A 26,071-nucleotide genomic window follows, 5' to 3' on the forward strand; every position below is an offset into this window, starting at 1 on the left:
TCAGTGTTTGGTGTCGTGGGCCGGCATGTCCAGCACCTGCAGTGCCTGGACCTCTTCCTCGGTCAGTTCCTCGGGCTCGGCGTCGGGCTGGGCCCAGAACAGGCGATCGGGCACCACGTTCCCCATGCCCGGGCGGAAGCCGGCGTCGAGGCAACGATCGAGGTAGGCCAGTGCTTCCGAGGTGGCCGCCGCCAGGTCGCTGCCGCTGGCCACCAGCGCGGCGAGGGCCGCCGACAGCGTGTCGCCGGCGCCGGAGAAGACGGCCTCGAAGCGTTCGAACTTCTCGCCGCCCAGCACCGCCTGGGGGGAGGCCAGCACGTTGTCCAAGTGCTGCTCGGGTGCCGGGATGCCCGTGACCAGCGTGTAGGCCACGCCCATCTCCGCGGCAGCCTTGGCGATGTCCCTGGCGCCGGGACTTCGGTCGCTGCTCCAGTCCGGAAGCAGCCATCGCCACAGCGTGCTGTGGTTCCCAACCAACACTGTTGTCTGCGGCAACATCAATTCGCGAAACGCGTCGAGATAGAGGTCGATCTGCGATTCGTCCCACCACGACAGGTTCGGCATGTAGGCGATCAGGGGCACGTCGGCGTAGTCGGCGGCGATCTCCGCGATCGCGCTCACGGCCTCGGGGCTGCCGACGAATCCAACCTTGAACACCTGCGCCGGGCTGTCCTCCAGGATGGTGCGCGCCTGCTCGGCGATGGCTTCCTCGTCGAAGGGGAAATGGTCCATCACTTCAGCGGTGTCGCGGGCATAGGCGCCTGTTACAACCGGGAGTGCATGGGCGCCGACGGAGGCAATCGCTGTTACATCTGCAGCCAGTCCGCCCGCACCGCTTGGATCGCTGGCGTTGAACACCATGACGCACGCCGGACTCGCATCGTCGTCGGCATCCTCATGCTCGGACGCGGGGCTGGTGGGGGTCTGGTTTGTCATAAGCCTGAATCATCCAGGCGTCGGCACTGTGCGGTATCTCCGCAGGTGCGGTCGATACAATCGTTGCATTCTATTCGAACCCCCTTTAAGCTGTGACTGAAGCAAAAACTTGGATGTGTCTGATTTGCGGGTGGATCTATGACGAATCCACCGGCGCTCCCGACCACGGCATTGCACCCGGAACACCTTGGGAGAAGGTCCCGATGAACTGGACTTGCCCCGAATGCGGAGCTCGCAAGGAAGACTTTGAGATGGTGCAGATCTAGAGGGCGAGGGCGTTCGCGTTACATCTTCGGATGACGATGCAGTCCCCGGAAGTTACAAATGAGGAGCAGCGTCAAGTGAGCACAAACGGGCTCAAGGTGCTTGTGATCGATGACAGCAACACGATCCGCCGCAGCGCCGAAATCTTTCTGAAGCAAGGCGGACACGAGGTCATGCTGGCCGAGGACGGCTTCGATGCTTTGTCCAAGGTCAACGATTACCAGCCGAACCTGATCTTCTGCGACATCCTCATGCCCCGTCTGGACGGCTACCAGACGTGCGCGATCATCAAGCGCAACGCTCGTTTCGCTTCGGTCCCCGTCGTCATGCTCTCCTCCAAGGACGGCGTGTTCGACAAGGCGCGCGGCCGCATGGTCGGCTCCGAGGACTACCTGACCAAACCCTTCACCAAGGACCAGCTGCTGCAGACCGTGCAGCAGTTCGGTGCCGCGGCGCAATAGAGAGAAATAGGAGTGTGATGCCCATGGCAATCAAGAAAGTGCTCGTCGTCGACGATTCGAAGACCGAGCTGATGTTCATGACGGACCTGCTGCAGAAGAACGGCTTTGCGGTGAAGACGGCCGAGAACGCGGACGACGCGTTCCGCCGGCTCGGCGAAGACAAGCCCGACCTGATCCTGATGGACGTGGTCATGCCCGGCCAGAACGGCTTCCAGCTCACGCGCGCCATCAGCCGCGATCCCCTGTACGCCGACGTGCCGATCATCATGTGCACGAGCAAGAACCAGGAGACCGACCGGGTGTGGGGCATGCGCCAGGGCGCCCGCGACTACATCACCAAGCCCGTCGACTCCGACGAGCTGATGGCCAAGATCAAGGCCCTGGGCTGAAGCCCGGCACGCTGGACCCATGGCCAATCGCGAAGCGCTGCGTGAACTCCAGAGCCGGCTGGCGGACCGCCTGCAGGCTGCCCGCACCGAAGGCGTGCAGGCGTCCTGGCTCGCCGTCGAGTCGGCCGGTGCACGCTACCTGTTCCCGCTAGCGCAGTCCGGCGAGATCTTCCCCTTCTCCAGCGCGCAGCGCGTGCCGTACACCCAGGGCTGGTTCCTGGGTGTGGCCAACCTGCGCGGCGGCCTGTACGGCGTGGTCGACCTGGCCGGCTTCATCGCCGGCGCGGCCCCCATGCACCGCAACGAATCCGGTCGCGCCGAGTCGCGGCTGGTGGCGCTCGGGCCGGCGCTGGAGGTGAACTGCGCGCTGCTGATCGACCGACTTGCCGGTCTGCGCAACCTCGATGCCTTCACTTCGTCGAGCGAGCCCCCCGAAGGCTCGCCCGACTACTTCGGCGGCGGCTACACCGACGCCAGTGGCGCCTATTGGCAGGAGATCAACCTGCAGGCCCTCTCCCAGCAACCCCAGTTCCTGAGCATCAGCGCTTGACGCATCCCCGGAAGGCTTTGCATCCATGTCCCTGAAGAACCTGTTTTCGAAGAAGTCCACGGACGCGGAGTCCACCGGCGAGCTGAGCCTCGCGACCCCGGACCTGTCCAGCGTCGACCCGGCCGGTCGTGCGGCGTTCGCCGGCGGCGACAGCGTCGACGATCCCGATTCGCTGGGCGAGCTGCCCCAGATCGAGGTCGAGCTGGTCAGCGTTCCGCTGCTCGGCCGCCGCAGCATCGTCACGCACCAGCGCATCCTGTTCTCCATGCTGACCCTCTCGCTGGTCGTGCTGGGTTCGGTCGCGGTGTACGCGGTGAACCAGGCCGACAAGGTCGCCCAGCAGGTGAAGAACACCGGTGACTCGCTCATGCAGTCGCAGCGACTGGCCAAGTCGGTCTCGCAGGCGCTGGTGGGCAGCCCCCAGGCCTTCCCCGACGTGAAGGACAGCGCCAGCGTGCTGGCCAAGTCGGTGCGCGGCCTGCGCGGCGGCGACGACTCGCTGCGCCTGCAGCCGGTGTCCGACGTCTACCAGCCGGACATCAAGAAGATCGTGCCGCTGATGGAGCGTGCCGAGAAGCACGCCGGCACGGTGATGAGCCAGCAGAAGATCCTGACCCAGGTGGGCGCCGCGCTGCGCACCATCAACCGCCAGTCGTCCGACCTGCTGGAAATCGCCGAGACCGTCTCGTCCCTGAAGCTGCAGCAGAACGCCGCGCCGGCCGAGATCTCGGCCGCCGGCCAGCTGGTGATGCTGACGCAGCGGATCGGTAAGTCGGCCAACGAATTCCTGACCATGGAAGGCGTGAGCCCCGAGGCCGTGTTCCTGCTGGGCAAGGACCTGAACTCCTTCCGCGAGATCGCGCAGGGCCTGCTGGACGGCAGCCCCGAGCTGCGGCTGGCCGGCTCCAAGGAGCCGCAGACGCGCGAGCGCCTCGAGGCGCTGCTGAAGGTCTACGAAGACACCCGCAAGGAAGCCGGCGCCATTCTGGGCAACCTCCAGGGCCTGGTGTCCGCCCGCGAGGCGCAGTCCGCGATCATTGCCGACAGCGAGCCGATGCGACGCAACCTGGAAGACCTGCAGGCCAAGCTGTCCTCGCAGACCGGTCTGGGCTTCGGCGCGCTGGTCGCGCTGGGCGTCGCCGCGCTGTTCGCCATCGCGTGTTCGATCGGCCTGGCCTACGTGCAGCTGCAGGACAGCCGCACCCGCCAGGAACGCGCCGAATCGCAGCGCCATGAGGCCGAGCGCCAGGAGCAGGAAGCCAAGCGCGTCAACGACGCCAACCAGGCCGCCATTCTTCGCCTAATGAACGAACTGCAGACGGTGGCCGAAGGCGATCTGACGCAGGAAGCCACCGTGACCGAGGACATCACCGGCGCCATCGCCGACTCGGTGAACTACACGGTGGAAGAGCTTCGCCAGCTGGTGGGCAGCGTGCAGAACACGGCGACCAAGGTGGCGCAGACGACGGCGCAGGTGGAAAGCACCTCGACCGAACTGCTCGCGGCCTCCACCGAGCAGCTGCGGGAGATCCGTGAAACCGGCCAGTCGGTGCTCGACATGGCAGGTCGAATCAACCAGGTGTCCGGGCAAGCGCAGGAATCGGCCCAGGTGGCGCGCCAGTCGCTGCAGGCTGCCGAATCCGGTCTCGCGGCCGTGCAGAACGCCATCGGCGGCATGAACTCGATCCGGGACCAGATCCAGGAAACCTCCAAGCGGATCAAGCGGCTGGGCGAGTCGTCCCAGGAGATCGGCGAAATCACCGAGCTGATTTCCGACATTACCGAGCAGACGAACGTGCTGGCCCTGAACGCCGCCATCCAGGCCGCGTCCGCCGGTGAAGCGGGCCGCGGCTTCTCGGTGGTGGCCGAAGAAGTGCAGCGCCTCGCCGAACGCTCCGCCGACGCGACGCGCCAGATCTCGGCGCTGGTGAAGGCCATTCAGACCGACACGCAGGACGCCGTGGCCGCCATGGAGCGCTCCACGCAGGGTGTGGTCGAGGGGGCCAAGCTGTCGGACAACGCCGGTACCGCGCTGACCGAGATCGACCAGGTGTCGCGCCGCCTCGCCGAGCTGATCGAGCAGATCTCGGCATCGGCCTCCAAGGAAGCCGAATCCGCCAACGTGGTGGCCGGCAACATCCAGCACATCTTCGCTGTGACGGAGCAGACCGGTGAGGGCACGCGCTCCACCGCGCAGCAGGTGCGCGAGCTTTCGCGCATGGCCGAGGAACTTCGCCAATCGGTGTCCCGGTTCAAGATCGCCTGACGCCGGGCGTGCCCGCCCCCGCGAGCCGTCCGCACCAGCCAGAGTTTTTCATGCAAGCCAACGAAACCGGTCCCGATCTGGCCACCAATGACCTGGGCCCGCTGGCCTGGGTGCTCGACGAGCTGCGCAAGTCGCTCGAGTCTGCCTCTGCCGCACTGCGCCGATTCGTGCGCGACGCGGGCCTGGCGCGCGGCTCGGACATGGCGTCGGTCGATGACGGCCAGCTTCGCATCGCCAGGCAGCAACTGCACCAGGCGGTCGGCGCCCTCGAGATGGTCGGTCTGGGCGCCCCGGCGCACATGCTGCGCTCGATGGAAGCGGCCGTTCAGAAATTCGTCGAACGGCCCGAGCTGTGCAGCGAGGCGGCTGCTGCCAAGGTCGAGCGCGCCGGTTTCGCGCTGACCGAATACCTCGAAGCCGTTCTGCTGGGCAAGCCGATCTCCTCGGTCGCGCTGTTCCCGCAGTACCGGGACGTCCAGGAGCTCGCCGGCAGCGACCGCATCCATCCGGCCGACCTGTGGTCGTTCGACTGGCGCTGGGTCGAGCCCGAGACCCCCGCCGTTTCGCAGCCGCTGGCCTACGGGCCGGCCGTGCGTTCGCGCATGGACCAGGCGGTGCTGCGCATCGTCAAGTCGGGCGACACGGCCGCCGCTCGCGACCTGGCCCAGTGTGCCCTCGGCCTGGCCGCCGGGCAGACCGCGCGGCCGCCGCGCGTGTTCTGGAAACTCTGCGCTGCCTACTTCGAGGCGATGTCGCAAGGCCTGCTGCCGGCGGACGTCTACGTCAAGCGGGCGGCCTCGCGCGTGCTGCTGCAGTACGCCACGCTCGCCAAGGGCGACACCTCCGTTTCGGAACGCCTGGCCCAGGACCTGCTGTTCTATTGCGCCCAGGCCGTGCCGGCGCGCCCGGTCGACGCACCGTCGCTGGCGGGCGTGCGCGCCGCCTACGAGCTGGGCCGGTTCAAGCCGGTCGACTACCAGACCCAGCAGTTCGGCCGGTTCGACCCGGTGCTGCTCACCCAGGCCCGCAAGCGCATCACCGTGGCCAAGGAAACCTGGTCGGCCCTGTCCGGTGGCGACGCCGGCAAGCTCAAGCCGGTCGGCGACCAGTTCCATGCGATCAGCGATTCGCTGGTCAAGCTGCATCCGCCGAGTGCGCCGCTCGCGCAGAGCCTGAGCGCTGCGGTCGATGCCGTCGTCCGCTCCGGCCAGCCGCCCCGCACCGAGGTGGCGATGGAGGTCGCGACCTCCGTGCTGTACCTCGAGGCCGCGTTCCAGGACCTCGACCCGACCGACGCGCGCCTGGCCGAGCGCACCGCGCGCCTGGCAGAACGGCTCGACCAGGTGCGCCAGGGCGGCAAGGGCCAGGCCCTGGAGCCCTGGATGGAGGAGCTGTACCGACGCGTCAGCGACCGCCAGACCATGGGCAGTGTCGTCGGCGAACTGCGCGGCACGCTGAGCGAACTCGAGAAGGTGCTCGATGCCTTCTTCCGTGATCCGAAGGACAAGGGCCCGCTGCAGAACGCGCCGTCGCACCTGCTGCAGATGCGCGGCGTGCTGTCGGTCCTCGGCCTGGACCAGGCTGCCCAGGCCGTGGTGCGCATGCGCGAAGCGGTCGAGGAGATCCTGCTGACCGAGGTCGACGAGGAGAAGGCCCGTGCGGCGGGCACCTTCGACAAGCTGGGCAACAACCTCGGCGCGCTCGGCTTCCTGATCGACATGCTGAACTACCAGCCCACGCTGGCAAAGAAGCTGTTCGTCTACGACGATTCGACCGGCGAGTTGCGCCCGCTGATGGGACGCGCAGCCGAGCCCGTGGCCGCCGCGCCCACAGCCGAGCCCGCCTTCGAGGAAGACGACACCATCGGCGTCGGCAAGCGCAAGGTCGATCCCGCCGTCGTCGCCGCTGCCGTGGCGGCGGCCCAGCCTGCACCGGCACCGACCGTCGCGGCCGCGCCCGTGCCCGCGCCTGCACCGGCTCCTGTGGCTGCCCCGGTGGCCACGCCAGTCGCGGCAGCCCCGGCAGCGCCGGCCAAGCCGGCCACCCCCGCACCCGCCGTGGCACAGCCGGCGCCGGCGCCGGCGGCCAACGAGGTCGATGCCGAGCTGCTCGAGATCTTCCTGGAGGAAGCGCGCGAGGTGGTCACCAACGGCTTGGCCGCCATCCAGGCGCTGGAAGAGAATCCCGGCGATCTGGGCGAGCTCACCACGCTGCGGCGTGCCTTCCACACGCTCAAGGGCAGCTCCCGCATGGTCGGACTCAACGAGTTCGGCGAGGCGGGCTGGGCACTGGAGCAGGTCCTGAACACCTGGCTGGCCGACCAGAAGTCGTCCACCCACGAACTGCGGACCTTCGCCGCCGACGCCTTGCGCGGCTTCGGCCGCTGGGTCGACGACATCGCCAACCGCACCGACATGGCCTGGAAGGCGTCCATGTTCCGCGGTCCGGCCGACGCCCTGCGGGTCGAAGGCCGGGTGGTCCCGTTCTCGTTGCCGGGAATGGCCGCCGCCGCACCCGTTGCCGAGCCCGTTGCCGAGCCCGTTGCCGAGCCCGTCGCTGCCGCACCGGCGCCTGCCGCACCGGCGCCCGCCATGTCGACCGCGCCCGACGCGTTCTCGATCACGCTCGAGATCCCGGGGGCGGAGCCTGAGCCCGCGGCCGCGCCCGCCACGCCGGCCATCGAGTCGGCGGAAGTGCCGCTCTCCGAGCTGGATCTGGCCGACGTCTTCGGCTTCGCGTCGCCCGACCAGCCCGCCGTCGCACCCGCCGAGGTGACCGTCGTCGAGTCCGCCGAGCTGCCGCCCGAGTTCGACTTCGACCTGTCGGCCCCGGCTCCGGCTGCCGTGCCCGCGGAGCCGCCGATCGAGATCGCCGGCATCGACTTCGGCAGCCTGGCTGCCGTGTCGCAACCCGCCGCCCCGGAACCCACGTTCGACCTGCCGGCCGCTGATCCGGCGCCTGCGGCCGAAGCGCTCTCCGCCGACGCCGGCCTGAACGCGTCGCCCGACGAGCAGGTCAAGGTGATCGGTGACCTGCGCATCGGCATCCCGCTGTACAACGTCTACCTGAACGAGGCCGACGAATGGTCGCGCCGCCTGGCGCACGACATCGGCGAATGGGCACTGGAGCTGAACAAGCCCGTGACCGACGGGATGGTCGGCCTGGCGCATGCCCTGGCCGGCAGTTCGGCCACTGTGGGCTTCCACGCGTTGTCGGACATCGCGCGAACGCTCGAGAGCTCGCTGCAGCACGCCCAGACCCTTGCCTACGGCACGCCGCAGCACGGCAAGGCTTTCCTGCAGGCCGCCGAGGAGATCCGCCGGCTGCTGCACCAGTTCGCGGCCGGCTTCCTGAAGGATCCCGAGCCCGGCATCACCGAGGCCCTGCACGCCCTGGCCGACTTGCGGGTGCCGCCGCGTCCCGACCTGAGCGACTCCACCGCTAGCGGGCTTGAGGCGATCGACTTCGCCGCGCTTGCCGCTGCTGCGGCTGTCCCCGCCGTCGAGCCGGCAGCGTCCGTGCGCGCGCCGGACGTCGCCGCCTCGGCGGCCCCGGTCCACGCTCAGGTCGCCTCGCAACCGGCGCCCGCGGCGGCAGCTCCGCGGCAACCCGTGCAGCTGATCCAGCGCCATGTCGCACCGGCAACGCCTGCGCCGGCTGCCATGCGGGCGCCAGCCGCCGACCTCGAGCTGAACGTCGGGGAAGAGGACATCGACGTCCTCGACGCGATCGACCTCGACCTGTTCCCGATCTTCGAGGAAGAGGCCGTCGAACTGATGCCCCAGCTGGGTGGTGCGCTGCGCCGCTGGGCCGGCCAGGGTGACCGCGAAGCCCGCGATCAGGTGCTCCGTGCGCTGCACACGCTCAAGGGCAGCGCCCGCCTCGCCGGCGCGCTCCGCCTCGGCGAAATGGCGCACCGGATGGAATCGGTCGTCGAGGGCCTGACCCCCGAGGCCGGCGCCGCGGCGGTCGAGCCCCTGCTGCAGCGCTTCGACGGCATGCAGGCCGTGTTCGATCGCCTGCGCGACGGCCCGGGCGAGCCCCAGCCCGAGTTCGTGCCGCCTGCGGCGGCCGCAGCCCCGGCTGCAGCCGCCAACGATGCCGCCCCGGCCGCGTCGACGCCGCCGTCGGGCGCCGCCCCACGTGCGGCGCTCGTGGTGCCCACTGCCAACCAGCCGCTCGCCCCGCGCGTCGTGGCCGGTGGGGCCGTGCGCGTGCGCTCGCAGCTGCTCGACCGCCTGATGAACCAGGCCGGCGAGGTGATGATCACCCGCTCGCGCCTGGAGAACGAGTTGCGCAATCTGCGCGGTTCGCTGTCCGACCTCACGGGCAACCTGGACCGCCTGCGCACGCAGCTGCGGGACATCGAACTGCAGGCCGAGACGCAGATGCAGTCGCGGCTGGCCCAGTCCAAGGAATCGGCCGGCTTCGACCCGCTGGAGTTCGACCGCTTCACCCGCGTGCAGGAGCTCACGCGCATGATGGCCGAGTCGGTCAACGACGTGGCGACCGTGCAGCGCAACCTGCAACGCACGGTGGAAGCCACCGAAGACGACCTCATTGCCCAGGCCCGCCAGACGCGCGAACTGCAGCGCGACCTGCTGCGCACGCGCATGGTGGAATTCGAAGGCATCTCCGACCGCCTCTACCGGGTGGTGCGGCTGGCCTCGAAGGAGACCGGCAAGCAGGTCAAGCTGGACATCACCGGCGGCTCCATCGAAATGGACCGCGGCGTGCTGGATCGCATGACGCCTGCCTTCGAGCACCTGCTGCGCAACTGCGTGGCGCACGGCATCGAGGACCCGGTCGCGCGGACCGCGCTCGGCAAGGACCCGAACGGCACGATCCTGATCCACCTGCACCAGGAGGGCAACGACGTCTCGGTCGAGTTCCGCGACGACGGCGCCGGCCTGAACCTGCCCCGCATCCGCGAGAAGGCGATCCAGCAAGGCCTGCTGCGTCCCGACCAGCACCTGACCGATGCCGATGCCGCCAACCTGATCTTCATGCCCGGGTTCTCCACGGCCGCGCAGGTGACCGAGCTGGCCGGCCGGGGCATCGGCATGGACGTGGTGCGCTCGGAGATCAACGCCCTGGGGGGGCGCATCGAGACCAGCACCGAACCGGGCCGCGGCACCAGCTTCAAGCTGATCCTGCCGCTGACCACCGCAGTGACGCAGGTGGTCATGGTGCGCAGCGGCACGCTGTCCATCGGCGTGCCGGCCAACCTGATCGAGACCGTGCGCCGGGCGTCCGTCAAGGAAGTCCAGCAGGCCTACAACAGCGGCAGCTTCGAGTTCGCCGGCGAGCCGGTGCCGTTCTTCTGGTCCGGTGCGCTGCTGCAGTCCTCGCAGCGCAGCAACGAACCGCAGGCCAAGACGCTGCCCGTCATGGTGTTCCGCAGTGCCGCCCAGCGCGTCGCGGTCCACGTGGACGAAGTGCTGGGCAACCAGGAAGTGGTGGTGAAGAACCTCGGCCCGCAACTGGCCCGGCTGCCCGGCCTGGCCGGCATGACGGTGCTCGCCTCCGGTGCCGTGGTCCTGATCTACAACCCGGTGGCGCTCTCTGCGGTGTACGGCGAGCAGGCCCGCCAGCTCAGCGCCGACAGTGCCCAGGCCGACGTGCTCGGCCAGGCGGTGGTGGTGGTCGACGCGCCGCAAGCGCCGGTGAACCTCGCGCCCGCAGCGCCGCAGATCCCGCTGGTGCTGGTGGTCGACGATTCGATCACCGTGCGCCGCGTCACCCAGCGCCTGCTGCAGCGCGAAGGCTACCGCGTCGCGCTCGCCGCCGACGGCCTGCAGGCCCTGGAGCGGCTGGCCGAAGAGCGGCCCGCCGTGGTCCTGTCGGACATCGAGATGCCACGCATGGACGGCTTCGACCTGGCGCGCAACGTCCGCGCCGACGCACGCTGGCGCGACCTGCCGATCGTGATGATCACCTCGCGCATCGCCGAGAAGCACCGCGAGCATGCCCGTGAGCTGGGCGTGAACCACTACCTGGGCAAGCCGTACTCGGAAGAGGAACTGCTCAGCCTGGTCAAGCACTACTGCACGGCGGCCCAGCCCGCCTGATGCAGCAGCGGGGCAGGGTCAGGGCGTGGCCCTGGCCTGCTCCGGCTTTCTCACCACCGCGTACCGCCGCAGCGTCTGCTCGCGGGCCTCGTCGTGGTCCACGATGGGCATCGGGTAGTCGCGACCGAGCACCAGGCCGGCCGACTCCAGGTCGACCGGGCGCGCCGTCCATGGCGCATGCAGCACGTCGACCGGCAGCCCCGCCAGTTGCGGCAGGTAGCGCAGGATGAACCGGCCTTCCGGATCGAACTTGCGGCTCTGGCTCACCGGATTGAAGATGCGGAAGTAGGGCTGCGCATCGCAACCCGACGAACTGGCCCATTGCCAGCCGCCGTTGTTGGCGGACAGGTCGTAGTCGTTCAGCTGCCGGGCGAAATAGCGTTCGCCCCACCGCCAGTCGACACCCAGGTCCTTGCACAGGAAGCTGGCCGTGACCATGCGCAGGCGGTTGTGCATGTAGCCGGTCTGGTTGAGCTGCAGCATGGCGGCGTCGACCAGCGGATACCCCGTGCGACCTTCGCACCAGGCCTCGAACAGCTGCTTGCCCTTGGCCCCGCGTTCCCAGTGGATGGCGTCGTACTCGCGCCGGAAGCTGTGCCCGTTGCCCTGCTCGTCGGCCACGTGCGGGAAATTGGCCAGCACCTGGAAATAGAAGTCGCGCCAGATCAGCTCGGACAGCCAGGTCGCCGCGCCGGGCTGGCCGGCGGACGCGAGCGCGTGAGCGCGGCCGGCCAGCTCGCGCACCGACACGGTCCCGAAGCGAAGGTGCACGCTGAGGTAGCTCGGTCCCTTGGTCGCCGGGAAATCCCGCGTCAGGTGGTAGCGGTCGATCCGCTCGGCGAAGTCCTCGACCAGCTGGGCGCCGCCCCGCAGCCCCGGCGGCACGGGCAGCTGGGCCAGGTTGCTGGGCTCGAAGCCGATCGCCGCAAGGCCCGGCACGGGCCGCCGGTCCTCCGGCGGTCGTGGCGCCAGCCCTGCCGCATGCCGTTGCACCGGGTAGGGCTTCAGATAGAACGCGTCGACCTTGGCCAGCCACGCATTCTTGTACGGCGTGAAGACCGCGTAGTGCCGGCCCGCCTGCGTCAGCAGTTCCTCGCGGTCGAACACCGCCTGGTCCTTGCTGTCGTGCAGGGCGATGCCCAGGTCGGCCAGCGCCCCGCGCATCTGCGCGTCGCGGGCGATGGCGGCCGGCTCGTAGTCGCGGTTGGCGAACACCGACTGCACGCCCAGACGCTTCGCCAGCCGGGGGATCTCGGCCAGCGCCCCGCCGTGCAGCACGATCAGCCCGGCCGCCGGATCGCCTGCGAGTTCGCGCAGAGCCTCGTCGAGTTGCACGAGCGACTCGCGGATGAACTCCACCCGCCGGTCCTGCCGCGGCAGGGGATCCAGGACCCCGGTGTCGAACACGAAAACGCAATGGACCAGCTTGCAGTGACGCAACGCGTGGTACAGCGCGGCGTTGTCGTGCGCGCGCAGGTCCCGGCGGAACCACATCAGGCCGGCGGCGTAGGGTTTTTCCATGGGCCTCGTTAAAATTGGGCGGATCATGCCCGCCGAGTCCACCACCATCAACCTGACGCATCATTTCCTGATCGCGATGCCGGGCCTGGAGGACGAGTCGTTCGCCCGCAGCGTCGTCTACCTGTGCGAGCACAGCGCCCGCGGCGCCCTGGGTCTGGTCATCAACAAGCCCAGCGACATCAAGCTGAAGAACCTGTTCGAGAAGGTCGATCTGCCGCTCGAGCGCGCCGACCTCGCCGGGGTTCCGGTGTTCCAGGGCGGGCCGGTGCAGACCGAACGCGGCTTCGTGCTGCACGAGGCCGTGCTCACCGGCGAGGACAGGCCCGAGGAGCCGGTGTACGCGTCCACCATGACGATCCCCGGCGGGCTGGAGATGACCACCTCCAAGGACGTGCTGGAGGCCCTGTCCACCGGCGCCGGGCCGCGCAAGGTCCTGGTGTCGCTCGGCTACTCCGCCTGGGGCGAAGGACAACTCGAATCCGAACTGGCCGAGAACAGCTGGCTCACCGTGGGCGCCGATCCGGCCGTCATCTTCGACACGCCGGTCGAGCAGCGCTACGACAAGGCGCTCTCCCTGCTGGGGCTGCAGGCATGGATGCTGTCCCCGGACGCCGGACACGCATGAGCGTGCCGAGCCGGCCCGACGTCCCCCGCCACTTCTCCTCGTTCCTGGCTTTCGATTTCGGCGCCAAGCGCACCGGGGTGGCGGTGGGCAACCGCCTGCTGCGCACGGCTGCCCCGCAGCCGACGATCCGCGCCGAAGCGGGCGAGCACCGGCTGGCCGCCGCCGAGGCGCGCGTGCGCCAGTGGCAGCCCGATGCCCTGGTGGTCGGCGTGCCGTTCCACCCCGACGGCGCGAGCCATGACAATACCGCCCGGGCGCGCCGCTTCGGCCGCCAGCTCGGTGCGCGCGTGAAGCTGCCGGTCTACGAGGTGGACGAGCGTTACAGCACGACCGAGGCGCTGGCCGGCGGCGCAACCGACGCCGACGCGGCATCCGCCTGCATCATCCTGGAGCAATTCTTGAGGAGCATCGAATGAGCCCCGCACGGCCGCCCGAAGGGGCTCGCACCGCAGCGCGCAGCGCGCAGGTGCTTCCGATCCGCCCCGCACGGCCGCCTGAAGGGGCTCGCACCGCAGCGCGCAGCGCGCAGGTGCCTCCGATCCGCCCCGCACGGCCGCCCGAAGGGGCCCGCACCGCAGCGCGCAGCGCGCAGGTGCCGTCATGAGCGAGCTGCGGCTGGACGCCGAGGCGCTGTACCGCGAACTGCTGCGCGGCGTGCCGGCGCTGCGCGGGGCGCACGGGCGCCTGGTGGGCATCACGTCGGGCGGGGCCTGGTTGGCCCGGCGGCTGCAACAGGACCTCGGGCTGGACGGCCAGGCGGGGGTGATCTCCTCGGCCATGCACCGCGACGATTTCGCGCAGCGCGGCCTGTCTGCCTCCAGCGCCCAGACCGAGCTGCCGTTCGACGTGAACGACGCTCACGTCGTGCTGCTCGACGATGTGCTCTACACCGGCCGCACCATCCGCGCCGTGCTCAACGAATTGTTCGATTACGGCCGCCCCGCCAGCGTGAAGCTGGCCGTGCTGGTCGACCGCGGTGGCCGCGAACTGCCCGTGCAGGCCGATTTCGCCGCCGCGCGCGTGGCACTGCCCGACACCCAGTCGCTCGAGCTCGCCCGCGACGACGCCGGCCGTTTCAGCTTCAAGGTGGCCTGATGCTGCACAAGCGCAATCCGCAACTCAATCGCCATGGCGAACTGATCCACCTGCTCTCGGTGGAAGGACTGCCGCGCGACATCGTCACCCACATCCTCGACACCGCGAGCCGCTTCGTCGGCGTCAGCGACCGCGAGGTCAAGAAGGTCCCGCTGCTGCGCGGCAAGAGCGTGTTCAACCTGTTCTTCGAGAACAGCACGCGCACCCGCACCACCTTCGAGATCGCCGCCACGCGGCTGTCGGCCGACGTCATCAACCTCGACATCGCCCGGTCCTCCGCGAGCAAGGGCGAGTCGCTGCTGGACACCATCGCCAACCTGTCGGCGATGGCGGCCGACATGTTCGTGGTGCGGCACAGCGAGTCGGGCGCGCCCTACCTGATCGCCCAGCACGTGGCGCCGCACGTGCACGTCATCAACGCGGGCGACGGCCGGCATGCGCACCCGACGCAGGGCCTGCTCGACATGTACACGATCCGGCACTACAAGAAGGATTTCGCCAACCTCACGGTGGCGATCGTCGGCGACGTGCTGCATTCGCGCGTGGCGCGCTCGGACATCCATGCACTCACCACGCTCGGCTGCGCCGAGGTGCGCGTGGTCGGCCCCAAGACCCTCGTGCCGGCAGACCTGGCCCAGATGGGCGTGCGCGTGTGCCACACGCTGGAGGAAGGCATCCGCGGCTGCGACGTGGTGATCATGTTGCGCCTGCAGAACGAGCGCATGAGCGGCGCCCTGCTGCCGTCGTCGCAGGAGTTCTTCAAGAGCTTCGGCCTCACGCCCGAGAAGCTGCAGCTGGCCAAGCCCGACGCCATCGTGATGCACCCCGGCCCGATCAACCGCGGCGTCGAGATCGACTCCGCCGTGGTCGACGGCAAGCAGAGCGTGATCCTGCCGCAGGTGACGTTCGGCATCGCGGTGCGCATGGCCGTGATGAGCATCGTGGCCGGCAACGAGGCATGACGAGGACGACGGGAGCCCGATGAAGATCCTGATCAAGAACGGCCGGGTGATCGATCCGGCGTCCAAGCGCGACGAGACCGCCGACGTGGCGATCGCCGCCGGCCGCATCGTCGGCATCGGCGGTGCGCCCGCGGGCTTCGCGCCCACCCGCACGATCGAGGCGGGCGGCTGCATCGTCGCGCCGGGCCTGGTTGACCTGGCGGCGCGACTGCGCGAGCCGGGCCACGAACACGAGGGCATGCTCGAGTCCGAGATGGCCGCCGCCATCGCCGGCGGCGTGACCAGCCTGGTGTGCCCGCCCGACACCGACCCTGTGCTGGACGAGCCCGGCCTGGTCGAGATGCTGAAGATGCGGGCGGAGAAGCTGCACCAGGCCCGCGTCTTTCCGCTGGGCGCGCTCACGCGCGGGCTGGCCGGCGAGGTGCTCACCGAGATGGCCGAGCTGACCGAGGCCGGCTGCGTCGGCTTCAGCCAGGCCGAGGTGAGCCTGGCCAACACCCAGGTGCTGCAGCGCTCGCTGCAGTACGCAGCCACCTACGGCTACACGGTCTGGCTGCGACCGCAGGAGCTGTACCTCGGCAAGGGCGTCGCCGCCAGCGGCCCGTTGGCGACCCGGCTGGGCCTGTCGGGCGTGCCGGTCGCGGCCGAGACGATCGCGCTGCACACGATCTTCGAGCTGATGAAATCCACCGGCGCCCGCGTGCACCTGTGCCGCATCAGCAGCGCGGCGGGCCTGGACCTGGTGCGCCGGGCGAAGGACGAGGGACTGGCTGCCAGCTGTGACGTGAGCATCAACTCGCTGCATCTGATCGACCAGGACATCGGCTATTTCGACAGCCGCATGCGCCTGTCGCCGCCGCTGCGCCAGCAGCGCGACCGCGACGCGCTGCGGCAGGGCCTGGCCGACGGCACGGTCGATGCGCTGGTGTCCGACCACAACCCGGTCGACGAGGATGCCAAGACCCTGCCCTTTGCCGAGGCCGAGCCGGGCGCGACCGGACTCGAACTGCTGCTCTCGCTGTCACTGAAGTGGGGCCAGGAGAGCGGGGCCGGCCTGGCCCGCGCGCTGGCGGTCCTCACCAGCGAGCCGGCACGGGTGCTGGGCACGGCGCTCGGGACCCTGCAGGCCAGCTGCGGCCAGCTGGTCGAGGGGGGCGTGGCCGACGTCTGCGTGATCGACCCGCAGGCGCACTGGACCGTGGAGTCCGGCGCGCTGCGCAGCCAGGGCAAGCACACGCCGTTCTCCGGCTACGAACTGCCGGGTCGGGTGCGCTGCACGGTCGTCGGCGGGCAGGTCGTCTTCGACGCTGCGGCGGCCAGCGGCGCGCCGGCATGAGCGGCCTGCGGGCCGGCTGGCGGCTGGCCCGGGCCTTCGTGCATGTGCTGGCGGGGTGGCTGACCATCCAGCTGCTGTTTCCCCGGCTCGGGCCGGCCCAGCGCGAGGCCAGGGTGCAGGCCTGGGCCCGCCGGATGCTGCAGCTGCTGGGCATCGGCCTGCAGTTGCGAGGGCAGCCGCCGGCGCGCGGGCCGCTGCTGCTGGTGGCCAACCACATCTCCTGGCTCGACATCCTGGTGCTGCACGCGGCGCGGCACTGCCGCTTCGTGTCGAAGTCGCAGGTGCGCCAGTGGCCGCTGATCGGCCCGCTGGCCACCGGCGCGGGCACGCTCTACATCGAGCGCGAGTCGCGCCGGGATGCGCTGCGGGTGGTCCACCAGATGGCTGCCAGCCTGCGGGCGGGCGACGTGCTGGCCGTGTTCCCGGAGGGCACGACGAGCGACGGCATGGACCTGCTGCCGTTCCATTCCAACCTGCTGCAGGCCGCCGTCGCGGCGCAGGCGCCGGTCCAGCCGGTGGCGCTGCAGTTCCTCGAAACCCGCACCGGCCGCACCAGCCTGTCGCCGTGCTACATCGGTGACGACACCCTGGTGGGGTCCCTGTGGCGCACCGTCACCGGCCCAGCCATCACGGCGGTGGTCGCCTTCGGCGAGCCGCAGGACGCGGACGGACGGGACCGGCGGGCCTGGGCCGCCGACCTGCGCGAGGCGGTGCAACACTTGCGGCGGTAGCACCGCTGCGGCGGGCAGGAAAGAAGCAGTTCATGGATCTCGACGTTCCCTCCTTCGAGGATCCCCGCGTGCTGGCGGGTGCGATCGTGCAGGCGTCGGACGACGTCGTGTTTGCCAAGGACCTCCAGGGGCGCTACCGCTTCGCCAATCCGGCGGCGCTCGCCGCGCTCGACCGCCCCGCCGCCGAGGTCCTCGGCCGCACGGACGTCGAGATCCTGGGCGACACCGCCGCCGCGCGGCGGATGATGGCGGCCGACCGGCAGGTGTTCACGACCGGGGACGTGCTGGCCACCGAGGTGCCGATGGTGCAGCGCGCTGGCGGCGTGCGCTACTGGCACACCCGCAAGCTCCCGCTGCGGGCCGCCGGCGGCGAACTGGTCGGCGTGCTCGGGATCGGACGCGACATCACCGAGCGCCGGCTCGCCGAGGCACAGCAGGAATCGGCGCGCCTGAAGCTGCAGATGGCGATCCAGGCCGCGGGGCTGGTCACGGCGGAGATCGACTACGTCCACAACGAGAACCACATCTCGGCCGAACTCGCGCGGCTGCTGGAGCTCGGCGACGACGCCATGGTCGTGCCGCGCCAGGCGATCTTCGACCGGGTCCACCCCGACGACCGGCAGCGCTACCTGGATGCCGTCGCCGCCGCGATCGACCCCGCCGGCAAGGGCCACCTGGCGATCAGCGTCCGGGCCCTGCTGCCCAGCGGCAAGCTGCGCTGGCTGCACATCCGGCTGCAGGTCACCTTTGGCTGGCTCGACGGCGAGCGCCGCGCGCTGCGGGGCATGTGCGCGGCACGCGACGCGACCGCCGAGATGGAGGCGCAGGAGGCACTGCGCATCAGCGAGGCGCGGTTCCGCGCGGCGGTGCAGGCGGCCAGCGACATCCTCTGGACCGCCGATCCGGCCGGCCGGATGCACGGGCCGCAGCCCGGCTGGGCCGCCTTCACCGGGCAGACGCAGCAGGCGTATGCCGGCCACGGCTGGGCGCAGGCGGTGCATCCGGACGACGTGCAGCCGACGCTGGACGCCTGGCAGGCAGCGGTGGCGGCCGAGACGCGGTTCGTCTTCGAGCACCGCGTGCGTCGCCACGACGGCGTGTACCGCACCTTCTCGATCCGTGCGCAGCCCACCCAGGAGACCGGCGGCGGCGTGCGCGAATGGGTCGGCGTGCACACCGACATCACCGAGCTGCTGGCAGCGGGACAGGCACGCCGCGAGGCCGAGGAGCGGTACCGGCAGCTGTTCGAGAACATGACCGAGGAGGTGCACTTCTGGCAGCTGGTGCGCGACGCCGCCGGCCGCATCGAGACCTGGCGCCTGGTCGATGCGAACGGACCGGCGCTGGCGACCTGGGGACGGCGCCTGGAGGACATCCGCGGGCGCACCGCCGACGAGATCTTCGGCCCCGGCACCACCGAGGACTACCGTCCGATCGTCGAGCGCGTCTTCCGCGAGCAGCGGCCGGCCAGCTACGACGACTACTTCGAGCGCCTCGGCCGCCACTTCCGGTTCACCACCGTGCCGCTGGGCGAGTCCTTCATCAGCACGGGCATGGACATCAGCGCGATCCATGCGGCGCAGCGCACCATCGAGCGGCAGAACCTGGAGCTGCGCGAGGCCGATGCCCGCAAGGACCGCTTCCTCGCCACCCTGTCGCACGAGTTGCGCAATCCGCTGGCGCCGATCCGCACCGCCGCCGACCTGCTGGGCCGGCCGGGCCTCGCGCCCGAGCAACTGGCCGTGGCGCGGCAGGTGATCCAGCGGCAGGTGCGCCACATGGCGCTGCTGCTCGACGACCTGCTCGACGTGGCGCGCGTCACCCAGTCCAAGCTGGAGCTGCGGCGCGAGCGTGTCGAGCTCGGCGGGATCGTCGACAGCGCGGTGGAGGCGGTGCGGCCGCTGGTCGACCGCAAGCAGCACCGCCTCGAGATCGACCTGCCGGCCAGCATGCCGGTCGTCGATGCCGATCCGTTGCGGCTGTCGCAGGTGCTGGCCAACCTGCTGACCAACGCGGCGAAGTACACCGACCCGGGCGGCCGCATCGCGCTGCGCGCCCGGGTCGAAGCCGACGTGCTCGTGCTGGAGGTGCAGGACGACGGCATCGGCATCGCCCCCGATGCGCTGCCGCGCCTGTTCGAGATGTTCGCCCAGCTGCGCGAGAGCGCCGACCGCTCCGAAGGCGGCCTGGGGGTCGGGCTGGCGCTGGTCAAGGGGCTGGTCGGACTGCACGGCGGCAGCGTGCAGGCGAGCAGCGAGGGGCCGGGGCGCGGCAGCACGTTCGCGGTCCGCCTGCCGTTGCCCGCCGACCCGGCGCGCCCGTCGGCCGCCAGCGGCCCGGCCGCCGCCGCGGGGGGAGGGCGCAAGGTGCTGGTTGCCGACGACAACCGGGATGCCGCCGACACGCTCGCGATGCTGCTGGGCATGGGCGGCCACGACGTGCGGGTGGCCTACGACGGCCTGGCAGCCGTCTCCGCGGCGCAGGCGTTCCGGCCCGAGGTGGCGCTGCTGGACATCGGCATGCCGGGACTGAGCGGGCACGAGGTCGCCCGGGCGCTGCGCCAGGAACCCTGGGCTGGCGCGCTGACCCTGGTGGCCGTGACCGGCTGGGGCCAGCAGGATGACCGCAACGCCGCGCGCGAGGCCGGCTTCGACCATCACCTCACCAAGCCGGTCGACCCTTCTGCGCTCGAGCGGCTGCTGGCCGGGCTTGGGACCGGCTGAGCGTCGGCCGGAGGCGGCAAGCTCGGCACGATTTCACCAAGGGTCACGTCCGCGCCAAAGTGTCAGCGCGACCGCCCGCCGTGGCGGCGCGCCGTTATGGTGGGCGCATGTGGATGTGTTCGGGCCGACGCGAGCGGACGCACGCCCGGGCCGCGTCCAGGGAGTGAGCCGCCGCATGGACCCGGCGATCGCCAACCAGAACCTCGATCCGCCACTGCTGCCGGTGCTGCGGCGCGGCATCGTGCCGGCGCTGCTGGCCCACGTGCTGCTCGTCGGCGCGCTGAGCTGGGGCGTGCAATGGAAGCGTGGCGAGGACCCGCCGCTCGCCGAGGCCGGCTCCCCGGCCAGGAACGGGCCGGCGCCGCGTCTGCCGCCCGCCAGGCCCTCGACGGCCGCGGCCCCGCCGGCCCCGGCCGAGCGGCCCGTCGCCGCGACGGCCGCCCTCGCACGCACGGCGTGTCCGGCGCAGCCGCTGCTGGCCAGTGCGGGCGGCAGGGACGGCCAGCTGGCGATGCCGCCGGCGCGGCCTGCCGCACGCGGCGGTCTGGACGAGATCGACACGACCCTGTGGGCCGGCAAGGAGGCCGCGGCGGCCGGCCGGATGCGCGATGCCGAAGTGGCGTATCTCACCTCCTGCCAACTGGCCGATTCGCTGCGGGGCCCGGGCTCGGTGGAGGCGGCGAATGCCCGCTACCAGCTCGGACGCCACTACGCCTTCGTGGCCGGTGGCGGCGCGCCGGTCGCGCCAGGCCAGCGCCCCGAACTGCTGCGGCGGGCCGAGGCGTTCTACGCGGACAGCCTGCAGAGTTACACGGCCCTGCTCGGCGCCGACCACGAGCGCACGCGCTTTGCCGCCGACGGGTTGGGCGCCGTGCGCGAAACGCTTGCCCAGGCGGGCACCAGCGCCATGGGCGGCGCCGCAGGCAATGCTGCACCGCCGCCGCGTGAGACCGCGCAGCCGGCCCCACGGAGCCCTGGCGTTTCCGCTGCGGCACCGGCCGCTTCGGCTGGTGGCCGCACCGCGCCGGGCAAACCGACGGCCACGGCGGGCGTCGCCAGCAGCCCCGGTGGCGCGGCAGGATCGTCCTCCCGGGTGGGGGTGACGAAGCCGGTGCCGACGGTGGGGGCTGGGGAGGCAAGCGGCTCGCCGCAGGTCGCGCAAGGCGATGCCACGGCGGGCGGTGGTGCAGGTGGCGGGACGGCGGAGCGGGTGGCACCGAGCTTCGATTGCACCCGGGCCCGATCGACCAGCGAGAAGCTGATCTGCTCCGACGCGCAGCTTGCCCGGCTGGACCGGGAGCTCGGGCGGCTGCATGCGCGCGCCAAGGCCGCCGCATCCGACCCGGCGGCGTTCAAGCGGGCCGGCGACGCGGAGTGGCTGCGGCGCGAGCGCGAATGCCGCGACCGCGAGTGCCTGCTGGCCTGGTACGCCAAGCGGCGGGAGCAGCTGGAAGGCCGGATGGCACAGGCGCGCGGCGACGCACAGGGCAGCGCGACGCGCTGAGCCGGCGGCGCGCCGGCGTTCGGGGCTAGGCCGGAGCCGACGGCGCGGGTGCGGACGTGGCGCCGCTGCCGCGCTGGAACGTCACGACGTGGTCGACCTCGGCGCGGATCCCGATCCATTCGCCCACGCGGTGGTCGTGGTGGCTGGGCACGTGGGCCAGCACGGTCTCGCCGCTCGCCAGCCGCAGCGTGTAGAGGAACTCCGAGCCGCGGAACGACTTGCGCACGATCTGCGCCTTCACCGGCGCGGCATCGTCGTGGACGATGTCGTCGGCGCGCAGCAGCACCTCGCATTCGCCCCCGCCGTAGGCCGAGGGCAGGGGGCACTCCGCGACATCGCGCAGCGGTCCGACCGGCGTGTCGACCACCACCTGGCCGGCCACCTCGCGCAGCGTCGCCGGCGCGAACACGCCATGGCCGATGAAGTCGGCCACGAAGCGCGTGGCGGGGCGGTGGTACAGCGTGTATGCATCGTCCCACTGGTGCAGGCGGCCCTGGTGCATCACGCCGATGGCGTCGCCGATCGCGAACGCCTCCAGCTGGTCGTGGGTGACGAACAGGGCCGTGGCCTGCGCCGCCTTGAGGATTGCGCGGACCTCGTGCGCCAGGCGCTCGCGCAGGTCGACGTCGAGGTTGGAGAACGGCTCGTCCAGCAGCAGGAGCCGCGGCCGCGGGGCCAGGGCGCGGGCCAGGGCCACGCGCTGCTGCTGGCCGCCCGACAGCTCGTGCGGCATGCGCTTCTCGGTGCCGGCCAGGCCCACCAGCGCCAGCACCTCCGCCACCCGGGCGGCGCGCTCGCCGCGCGGCAGCGAACGCAGGCCGAACGCCACGTTGGCGCCGACATCCAGGTGCGGGAACAGGGCGTAGTCCTGGAACACCATGCCGATGCGCCGCGCCTCCGGCGGCACGTGCACGCCGGCACTCTCGACCGCCTCGCCCGACAGGCGGATCTCCCCGGCACTGGCGCGCTCCAGCCCGGCGACGGCACGCAGCAGCGTCGTCTTGCCGCATCCGGACGGGCCGATCAGCACGCCGATGGCGCCGGCGGGCAGGCCGAACGAGACCGCATCCACCGCCGGCCGCGACTGACCGCGGTAGCGCACGCTCAAGCCGGCGAGTTCGACATGCATGGGCTGGATTCTAGATGCGTACAATTCTCATTTCGCTCAACGCGGTCCGGCCTGGCGCCGACCCCCCCCAGAACACTCCATGCGCCGGCTCCACCATGCCCTGCTGCTGGCCATCGGCCTGGTGGTGGTCGTGCCGGTCGGCGCGGTGCTGACGTCCTGGCTGCAATGGGACGCGGCGAGCGCCGGCATCCTGCGCGAGATGGCCGCCACGGTGCTGCCTGGCTATGCGGCCACCAGCCTCGGCCTGTGCCTGGCGGTGGCGGTGGGCGTGGCGCTGGTGGGCACCGTCACGGCGGCCGCGGTCACCCTGTTCGAGTTCCCCGGACGCCGCTTCTTCGAATGGGCGTTGCTGCTGCCGCTGGCCGTGCCGGCCTACGTGGTGGCGTATGCCTACACCGACTTCCTGCAATTCAGCGGGCCGATGCAGGGCTGGCTGCGCGCCACCCTGGGCGCCGAGGGGCGCATGTTGCCCGAGGTGCGCAACGTGCAGGGCGCGACCGTGGTGTTCGTCGTCACGCTCTATCCCTATGTCTACCTGCTGGCGCGCGCGGCGCTCGGCGAGCGCGCGGCGCACCTGATGGAGGCGGCGCGCCTGCTCGGCGCGCCGCTGCGCCAGCGCATCGTGCGGGTCGCGTTGCCGCTGGCGCGTCCCGCGGTGGCGGCCGGCGTCGCGCTGGCGCTGATGGAGACGCTGGCCGACTTCGGCGTGGCCAGCTACTTCGGCATCCAGACCTTCACTACGGGCATCTACAAGGCCTGGCTGTCGATGGACAACCGCGTGGCTGCCGCGCAGCTGGCGACGACGCTGCTGGCGGTGGTCGCGGTGCTGCTCGCGCTGGAGCACCGCGCCCAGCGCCGCCTGCGCTTTGCGCAGGCGCGCGGCGCACGCGCCGGCTCGGCTGAAGCGCAGCCGGCGCGGCTGGCCGGGCGTCCGGCGGCGCTGGCGATCGCCCTCTGCACCGTGCCCGTGCTGCTGGGCTTCGTGCTGCCGGTGCTCTTCATGCTGCGACCGCTGCTGGGCGACAGCACCGAGCTGGATTGGGGCCGTTTCGCGCAATGGGCGGGCAACAGCGTGCGGCTGGGCGTGCTGAGTGCGGCGCTCGCGGTCGTGCTGGCCCTGGTGCTCGCCGCCGCGCTGCGCCGGGGCGGCGACGTGCTCACGCGCGGCGTCGTGCGGCTGGCCGGCCTGGGCTACGCCATCCCGGGGGCCGTCATCGTGGTCGGGCTGCTGCTGCCGGTGGGCTGGCTGCAGCAGGCCGCGCCGCAGTCGCCGACCGTCTATTGGGTCACCGGCACCGTCCTGGGCGTCGTGTGGGCCTACCTCGTGCGCTTCATGTCGGTCGCGCTGCAGTCGGTGCAGAGCGGCTACGCGCGCATCCCAGCCAGCTTCGACGACACGGCACGCATGCTGGGCGCCGGGCGCGTGGGCCTGCTGGCCCGCGTGCACTGGCCGCTGCTGCGGCGCTCGACCGCCGCCGCGGCGCTGCTGGTCTTCGTCGACGTGATGAAGGAACTGCCGGCGACGCTGCTGCTGCGGCCGTTCAACACCGACACGCTGGCGGTCGTCGCCTACCAGCTCGCGCGCGACGAACGCCTGGGCGAGGCCGCGCTGCCCTCGCTGGCACTGGTGCTGGCCGGACTGCTGCCGGTGATCCTGCTCAGCCGCACGCTGCGGGCGCGCTGACCTGGCGGCTGCCGGCGGTCACGCTTCGTCCGGCGCTTCGGCGCGACCGGTGCTCTGTTTTCGGAACACGACTTCCCCGGTGGGCACGTGCACGACCCGGATCTCCTGGCCGCCCGGCCGCGTGGTGCTCTTGGCGGCCACGGCGACGGCGAGCGCGCGGTCGCTGACCAGGTACTGCTGGGATCCGGACTGCGGCAGCCACCGGCTGGCGATGGGATGGCTGCTCTCGATGCGGTAATCGGACGTCATGGGGACCTCTTCCTGATGGCTTTGTCGTGGACGCACAAACAGGGTGGCGGGCGTTTGCAGGGGCGAAGGGCTGGCGCATCCGGGCCACCGTCCGCCATGCCCGCCTGGATGGGCGTGGGAGCAGGTTATCTGAGCCGGATGGGGTGTCTGTAGGACTGCACCGCATGGCCGGGAACCCGCGCGTACCGCGGGCTGCCGCCCGAAGAGCGGGGTCAGGTGGCGGTCAGAACGCCCAGAACGGACCGGGGCCGGCGGGGGTCTCGGCGCCCTCCAGCGCGACGAACACCGCCCGGCCGAAGAAGAAGGGCAAACCCCACACGAACCGATCGTTCTCCGGCCCAGCCAGCCCCCCGGCAACGGAGCCGGGCGCGAGCGAGGCGAGGGGTTCGACCAGCAGGTCGACGCCGCGGCTTGCGCCATTCGCCGACGCGATCGTGGTTGCCAGAGGGGTCGGCGCCGGGGGGCAGTAGAAGTCGCCGCAGCGCGGCAGTCCGGTGTCGGGGAAGTAGATGCCGTTGGCGCCGCTGTCGAGGAATGCCGGGACCGTGCGGTCTGCGAAGCGGGTCGACAGCAGTCCGTTGCGGTCCATCGCGAACACCTGCGCACCGCCCAGCTGGTTGTTGGCCTGGGTGCCGATGCCCAGCACCAGCGCACCGGCGACGGCCGCCGCCCCGCCGGGCGCCACCGGCTCCATCAGCAGCAGCACGCCGTTGTTGTCGGACGCCAGGGCCGCGACGGGATTGACCACCTGCGACGGCACCGGCAGCGCCGTCGGGACGCAACCGCCAGCACTGCAGGCGAAGTAGATCGGCGGTGGCGGGAACGAGGCGCATGCCAGCCCGCAGTCCTGCCGGCGCGGGCCGACGCCCAGGATGCCCTTGGCGTCCAGCCGCGTCGCAAGGTCCGATCCCACGTTGCTGCACTGGAGCGGCGGCGCCGCGAAGGGCGGCGCCGGATCGCCGATCAGCTGCACGGGCAACCCGCCGATGCGCTGGCCGCCCAGTTGCACGTCGGCCGTGCGGACCGATCCCCAGGTGAACCCGCTGGCGAACTGGGCGCACTGCGCCGCCGGCGCGCCGCCGTCGGTGGCAACGGCCGGCAGCGGCGTCGACGCCACGGCCGACGCCGCCAGCCGCAAGCCATAGGAGCCGGTGTCGACCAGCACGTGGTCCACCTCCTGGCAGGTGGTCGTGCCCGGCGTGCACACGGTCACCGTGACATAAGGCGAGTTGAAGGCCGTGCCGCGCACGCCACGGTCCACGGTGATCGCGAGCACGTTCGCGGCCGGCGCCGGCAGCACGACCGGACCCGGTCCGGCCGATGCCGAGGCCGGCGCCAGGCCGGCATCACCCGGGGTCCCTCCGCCACCGCCACCGCCGCCGCCGCAGGACGCGATGCCCACCATGGCCAGCGCCGCCGCCGCGTGCCGGCCGGCCCGCAGCAGGCGGCCGCCGAGTGTCGCGGCCCAGGATGGCTCGGCCCGGGGACCGGTGGCGCCCAACATGCATCTCCCTTCGGCGCACGGGGCAGAGCCGTGCTGAGCCAGTGTCGAAGGGGCCGAGGGTTCCGGTGTGT

General features: G+C 71.2%; 20 protein-coding genes. 15 read left to right on the forward strand and 5 right to left on the reverse strand.

Going from position 1 to position 26,071, the window contains the following annotated elements; all coding sequences use genetic code 11:
- Positions 1 to 936, reverse strand: coding sequence for a bifunctional hydroxymethylpyrimidine kinase/phosphomethylpyrimidine kinase (gene thiD / locus VFE82_RS15255; RefSeq protein ID WP_325001169.1), 936 nt, complete (start codon positions 934 to 936; stop codon positions 1 to 3).
- Between the two features lie 113 nt (positions 937 to 1,049).
- On the opposite strand from thiD, the gene VFE82_RS15260 reads away from it, so the two are divergent.
- The 6 genes from VFE82_RS15260 to VFE82_RS15285 are packed head-to-tail and all read left to right on the forward strand — an operon-like array spanning position 1,050 to position 10,937.
- Positions 1,050 to 1,202: a rubredoxin gene (locus VFE82_RS15260; protein WP_325001500.1), complete on the forward strand. Its 153-nt coding sequence runs from the start codon at positions 1,050 to 1,052 to the stop codon at positions 1,200 to 1,202.
- Positions 1,203 to 1,238: 36 nt separating this feature from the next.
- On the forward strand, positions 1,239 to 1,661 hold the full coding sequence (locus VFE82_RS15265) for a response regulator (RefSeq protein ID WP_325001501.1): 423 nt from the start codon (positions 1,239 to 1,241) through the stop codon (positions 1,659 to 1,661).
- 23 nt (positions 1,662 to 1,684) lie between these two features.
- Entirely contained in the window at positions 1,685 to 2,050 is a 366-nt protein-coding gene (locus VFE82_RS15270; protein WP_325001170.1) for a response regulator transcription factor, read from the forward strand.
- A 19-nt stretch (positions 2,051 to 2,069) separates the two neighbouring features.
- A complete protein-coding gene (locus VFE82_RS15275) occupies positions 2,070 to 2,600 on the forward strand; it encodes a chemotaxis protein CheW (protein ID WP_325001171.1) in 531 nt (176 codons plus the stop codon).
- A gap of 25 nt (positions 2,601 to 2,625) precedes the next feature.
- Positions 2,626 to 4,866: a methyl-accepting chemotaxis protein gene (locus VFE82_RS15280; RefSeq protein WP_325001172.1), complete on the forward strand. Its 2,241-nt coding sequence runs from the start codon at positions 2,626 to 2,628 to the stop codon at positions 4,864 to 4,866.
- A gap of 50 nt (positions 4,867 to 4,916) precedes the next feature.
- Complete coding sequence (locus VFE82_RS15285; RefSeq protein WP_325001173.1) at positions 4,917 to 10,937, forward strand: hybrid sensor histidine kinase/response regulator; 6,021 nt, start codon at positions 4,917 to 4,919, stop codon at positions 10,935 to 10,937.
- A gap of 18 nt (positions 10,938 to 10,955) precedes the next feature.
- On the opposite strand, the gene VFE82_RS15290 is transcribed toward VFE82_RS15285, so the two are convergent.
- Positions 10,956 to 12,458, reverse strand: coding sequence for a deoxyribodipyrimidine photo-lyase (locus VFE82_RS15290; protein WP_325001174.1), 1,503 nt, complete (start codon positions 12,456 to 12,458; stop codon positions 10,956 to 10,958).
- Between the two features lie 25 nt (positions 12,459 to 12,483).
- Between VFE82_RS15290 and VFE82_RS15295 the strand changes: the two genes are divergently transcribed.
- From VFE82_RS15295 to VFE82_RS15330, 8 genes are all read left to right on the forward strand, one after another.
- Positions 12,484 to 13,083: a YqgE/AlgH family protein gene (locus VFE82_RS15295; RefSeq protein ID WP_325001175.1), complete on the forward strand. Its 600-nt coding sequence runs from the start codon at positions 12,484 to 12,486 to the stop codon at positions 13,081 to 13,083.
- On the forward strand, positions 13,080 to 13,499 hold the full coding sequence (gene ruvX, locus VFE82_RS15300) for a Holliday junction resolvase RuvX (protein ID WP_325001176.1): 420 nt from the start codon (positions 13,080 to 13,082) through the stop codon (positions 13,497 to 13,499). Before VFE82_RS15295 ends, ruvX begins: the two co-directional genes overlap by 4 nt.
- Positions 13,500 to 13,683: 184 nt before the next feature.
- The gene (gene pyrR, locus VFE82_RS15305) at positions 13,684 to 14,178 is read left to right on the forward strand and encodes a bifunctional pyr operon transcriptional regulator/uracil phosphoribosyltransferase PyrR (RefSeq protein ID WP_325001177.1); all 495 of its coding nucleotides are present in this window, start codon (positions 13,684 to 13,686) and stop codon (positions 14,176 to 14,178) included.
- Entirely contained in the window at positions 14,178 to 15,140 is a 963-nt protein-coding gene (locus tag VFE82_RS15310; RefSeq protein WP_325001178.1) for an aspartate carbamoyltransferase catalytic subunit, read from the forward strand. Before pyrR ends, VFE82_RS15310 begins: the two co-directional genes overlap by 1 nt.
- A gap of 19 nt (positions 15,141 to 15,159) precedes the next feature.
- Positions 15,160 to 16,476: a dihydroorotase gene (locus tag VFE82_RS15315; RefSeq protein WP_325001179.1), complete on the forward strand. Its 1,317-nt coding sequence runs from the start codon at positions 15,160 to 15,162 to the stop codon at positions 16,474 to 16,476.
- On the forward strand, positions 16,473 to 17,207 hold the full coding sequence (locus tag VFE82_RS15320) for a lysophospholipid acyltransferase family protein (RefSeq protein ID WP_325001180.1): 735 nt from the start codon (positions 16,473 to 16,475) through the stop codon (positions 17,205 to 17,207). Before VFE82_RS15315 ends, VFE82_RS15320 begins: the two co-directional genes overlap by 4 nt.
- A gap of 32 nt (positions 17,208 to 17,239) precedes the next feature.
- Positions 17,240 to 19,930, forward strand: coding sequence for a hybrid sensor histidine kinase/response regulator (locus VFE82_RS15325; RefSeq protein WP_325001181.1), 2,691 nt, complete (start codon positions 17,240 to 17,242; stop codon positions 19,928 to 19,930).
- Positions 19,931 to 20,105: 175 nt separating this feature from the next.
- Complete coding sequence (locus VFE82_RS15330; RefSeq protein WP_325001182.1) at positions 20,106 to 21,434, forward strand: hypothetical protein; 1,329 nt, start codon at positions 20,106 to 20,108, stop codon at positions 21,432 to 21,434.
- 25 nt (positions 21,435 to 21,459) lie between these two features.
- Here the strand turns inward: VFE82_RS15330 and VFE82_RS15335 are convergent, their stop codons facing one another.
- Complete coding sequence (locus VFE82_RS15335; protein WP_325001183.1) at positions 21,460 to 22,563, reverse strand: ABC transporter ATP-binding protein; 1,104 nt, start codon at positions 22,561 to 22,563, stop codon at positions 21,460 to 21,462.
- A gap of 79 nt (positions 22,564 to 22,642) precedes the next feature.
- Here VFE82_RS15335 and VFE82_RS15340 point away from each other — a divergent pair, with 79 nt between their 5' ends.
- On the forward strand, positions 22,643 to 24,247 hold the full coding sequence (locus VFE82_RS15340) for an iron ABC transporter permease (RefSeq protein WP_325001184.1): 1,605 nt from the start codon (positions 22,643 to 22,645) through the stop codon (positions 24,245 to 24,247).
- A gap of 18 nt (positions 24,248 to 24,265) precedes the next feature.
- On the opposite strand, the gene VFE82_RS15345 is transcribed toward VFE82_RS15340, so the two are convergent.
- Together VFE82_RS15345 and VFE82_RS15350 are read right to left on the reverse strand one after the other, a co-directional pair.
- Positions 24,266 to 24,496 carry a hypothetical protein gene (locus tag VFE82_RS15345; protein ID WP_325001185.1) on the reverse strand — a complete coding sequence of 77 codons (231 nt, stop codon included), beginning with the start codon at positions 24,494 to 24,496 and terminating at the stop codon, positions 24,266 to 24,268.
- Between the two features lie 223 nt (positions 24,497 to 24,719).
- Entirely contained in the window at positions 24,720 to 26,000 is a 1,281-nt protein-coding gene (locus tag VFE82_RS15350; RefSeq protein WP_325001186.1) for a DUF3443 family protein, read from the reverse strand.
- Positions 26,001 to 26,071 lie beyond the last annotated feature (71 nt).

The organism is Ramlibacter sp. (assembly GCF_035655895.1).
Classification (GTDB): domain Bacteria; phylum Pseudomonadota; class Gammaproteobacteria; order Burkholderiales; family Burkholderiaceae_C; genus Ramlibacter.

Excerpts from the sequence above, each read along its gene's own strand:
- VFE82_RS15310 (WP_325001178.1), top strand. The coding sequence starts at position 14,178 with ATGCTGCACAAGCGCAATCCGCAACTCAATCGCCATGGCGAACTGATC.
- ruvX (WP_325001176.1), top strand. The coding sequence starts at position 13,080 with ATGAGCGTGCCGAGCCGGCCCGACGTCCCCCGCCACTTCTCCTCGTTC.
- VFE82_RS15285 (WP_325001173.1), top strand. The coding sequence starts at position 4,917 with ATGCAAGCCAACGAAACCGGTCCCGATCTGGCCACCAATGACCTGGGC.
- VFE82_RS15275 (WP_325001171.1), top strand. The coding sequence starts at position 2,070 with ATGGCCAATCGCGAAGCGCTGCGTGAACTCCAGAGCCGGCTGGCGGAC.
- thiD (WP_325001169.1), bottom strand. The coding sequence starts at position 936 with ATGACAAACCAGACCCCCACCAGCCCCGCGTCCGAGCATGAGGATGCC.
- VFE82_RS15260 (WP_325001500.1), top strand. The coding sequence starts at position 1,050 with ATGTGTCTGATTTGCGGGTGGATCTATGACGAATCCACCGGCGCTCCC.
- VFE82_RS15265 (WP_325001501.1), top strand. The coding sequence starts at position 1,239 with ATGCAGTCCCCGGAAGTTACAAATGAGGAGCAGCGTCAAGTGAGCACA.
- VFE82_RS15330 (WP_325001182.1), top strand. The coding sequence starts at position 20,106 with ATGGACCCGGCGATCGCCAACCAGAACCTCGATCCGCCACTGCTGCCG.
- VFE82_RS15325 (WP_325001181.1), top strand. The coding sequence starts at position 17,240 with ATGGATCTCGACGTTCCCTCCTTCGAGGATCCCCGCGTGCTGGCGGGT.
- VFE82_RS15280 (WP_325001172.1), top strand. The coding sequence starts at position 2,626 with ATGTCCCTGAAGAACCTGTTTTCGAAGAAGTCCACGGACGCGGAGTCC.
- VFE82_RS15345 (WP_325001185.1), bottom strand. The coding sequence starts at position 24,496 with ATGACGTCCGATTACCGCATCGAGAGCAGCCATCCCATCGCCAGCCGG.
- VFE82_RS15340 (WP_325001184.1), top strand. The coding sequence starts at position 22,643 with ATGCGCCGGCTCCACCATGCCCTGCTGCTGGCCATCGGCCTGGTGGTG.
- VFE82_RS15315 (WP_325001179.1), top strand. The coding sequence starts at position 15,160 with ATGAAGATCCTGATCAAGAACGGCCGGGTGATCGATCCGGCGTCCAAG.
- VFE82_RS15295 (WP_325001175.1), top strand. The coding sequence starts at position 12,484 with ATGCCCGCCGAGTCCACCACCATCAACCTGACGCATCATTTCCTGATC.
- VFE82_RS15270 (WP_325001170.1), top strand. The coding sequence starts at position 1,685 with ATGGCAATCAAGAAAGTGCTCGTCGTCGACGATTCGAAGACCGAGCTG.
- pyrR (WP_325001177.1), top strand. The coding sequence starts at position 13,684 with ATGAGCGAGCTGCGGCTGGACGCCGAGGCGCTGTACCGCGAACTGCTG.
- VFE82_RS15320 (WP_325001180.1), top strand. The coding sequence starts at position 16,473 with ATGAGCGGCCTGCGGGCCGGCTGGCGGCTGGCCCGGGCCTTCGTGCAT.
- VFE82_RS15350 (WP_325001186.1), bottom strand. The coding sequence starts at position 26,000 with ATGTTGGGCGCCACCGGTCCCCGGGCCGAGCCATCCTGGGCCGCGACA.
- VFE82_RS15335 (WP_325001183.1), bottom strand. The coding sequence starts at position 22,563 with ATGCATGTCGAACTCGCCGGCTTGAGCGTGCGCTACCGCGGTCAGTCG.
- VFE82_RS15290 (WP_325001174.1), bottom strand. The coding sequence starts at position 12,458 with ATGGAAAAACCCTACGCCGCCGGCCTGATGTGGTTCCGCCGGGACCTG.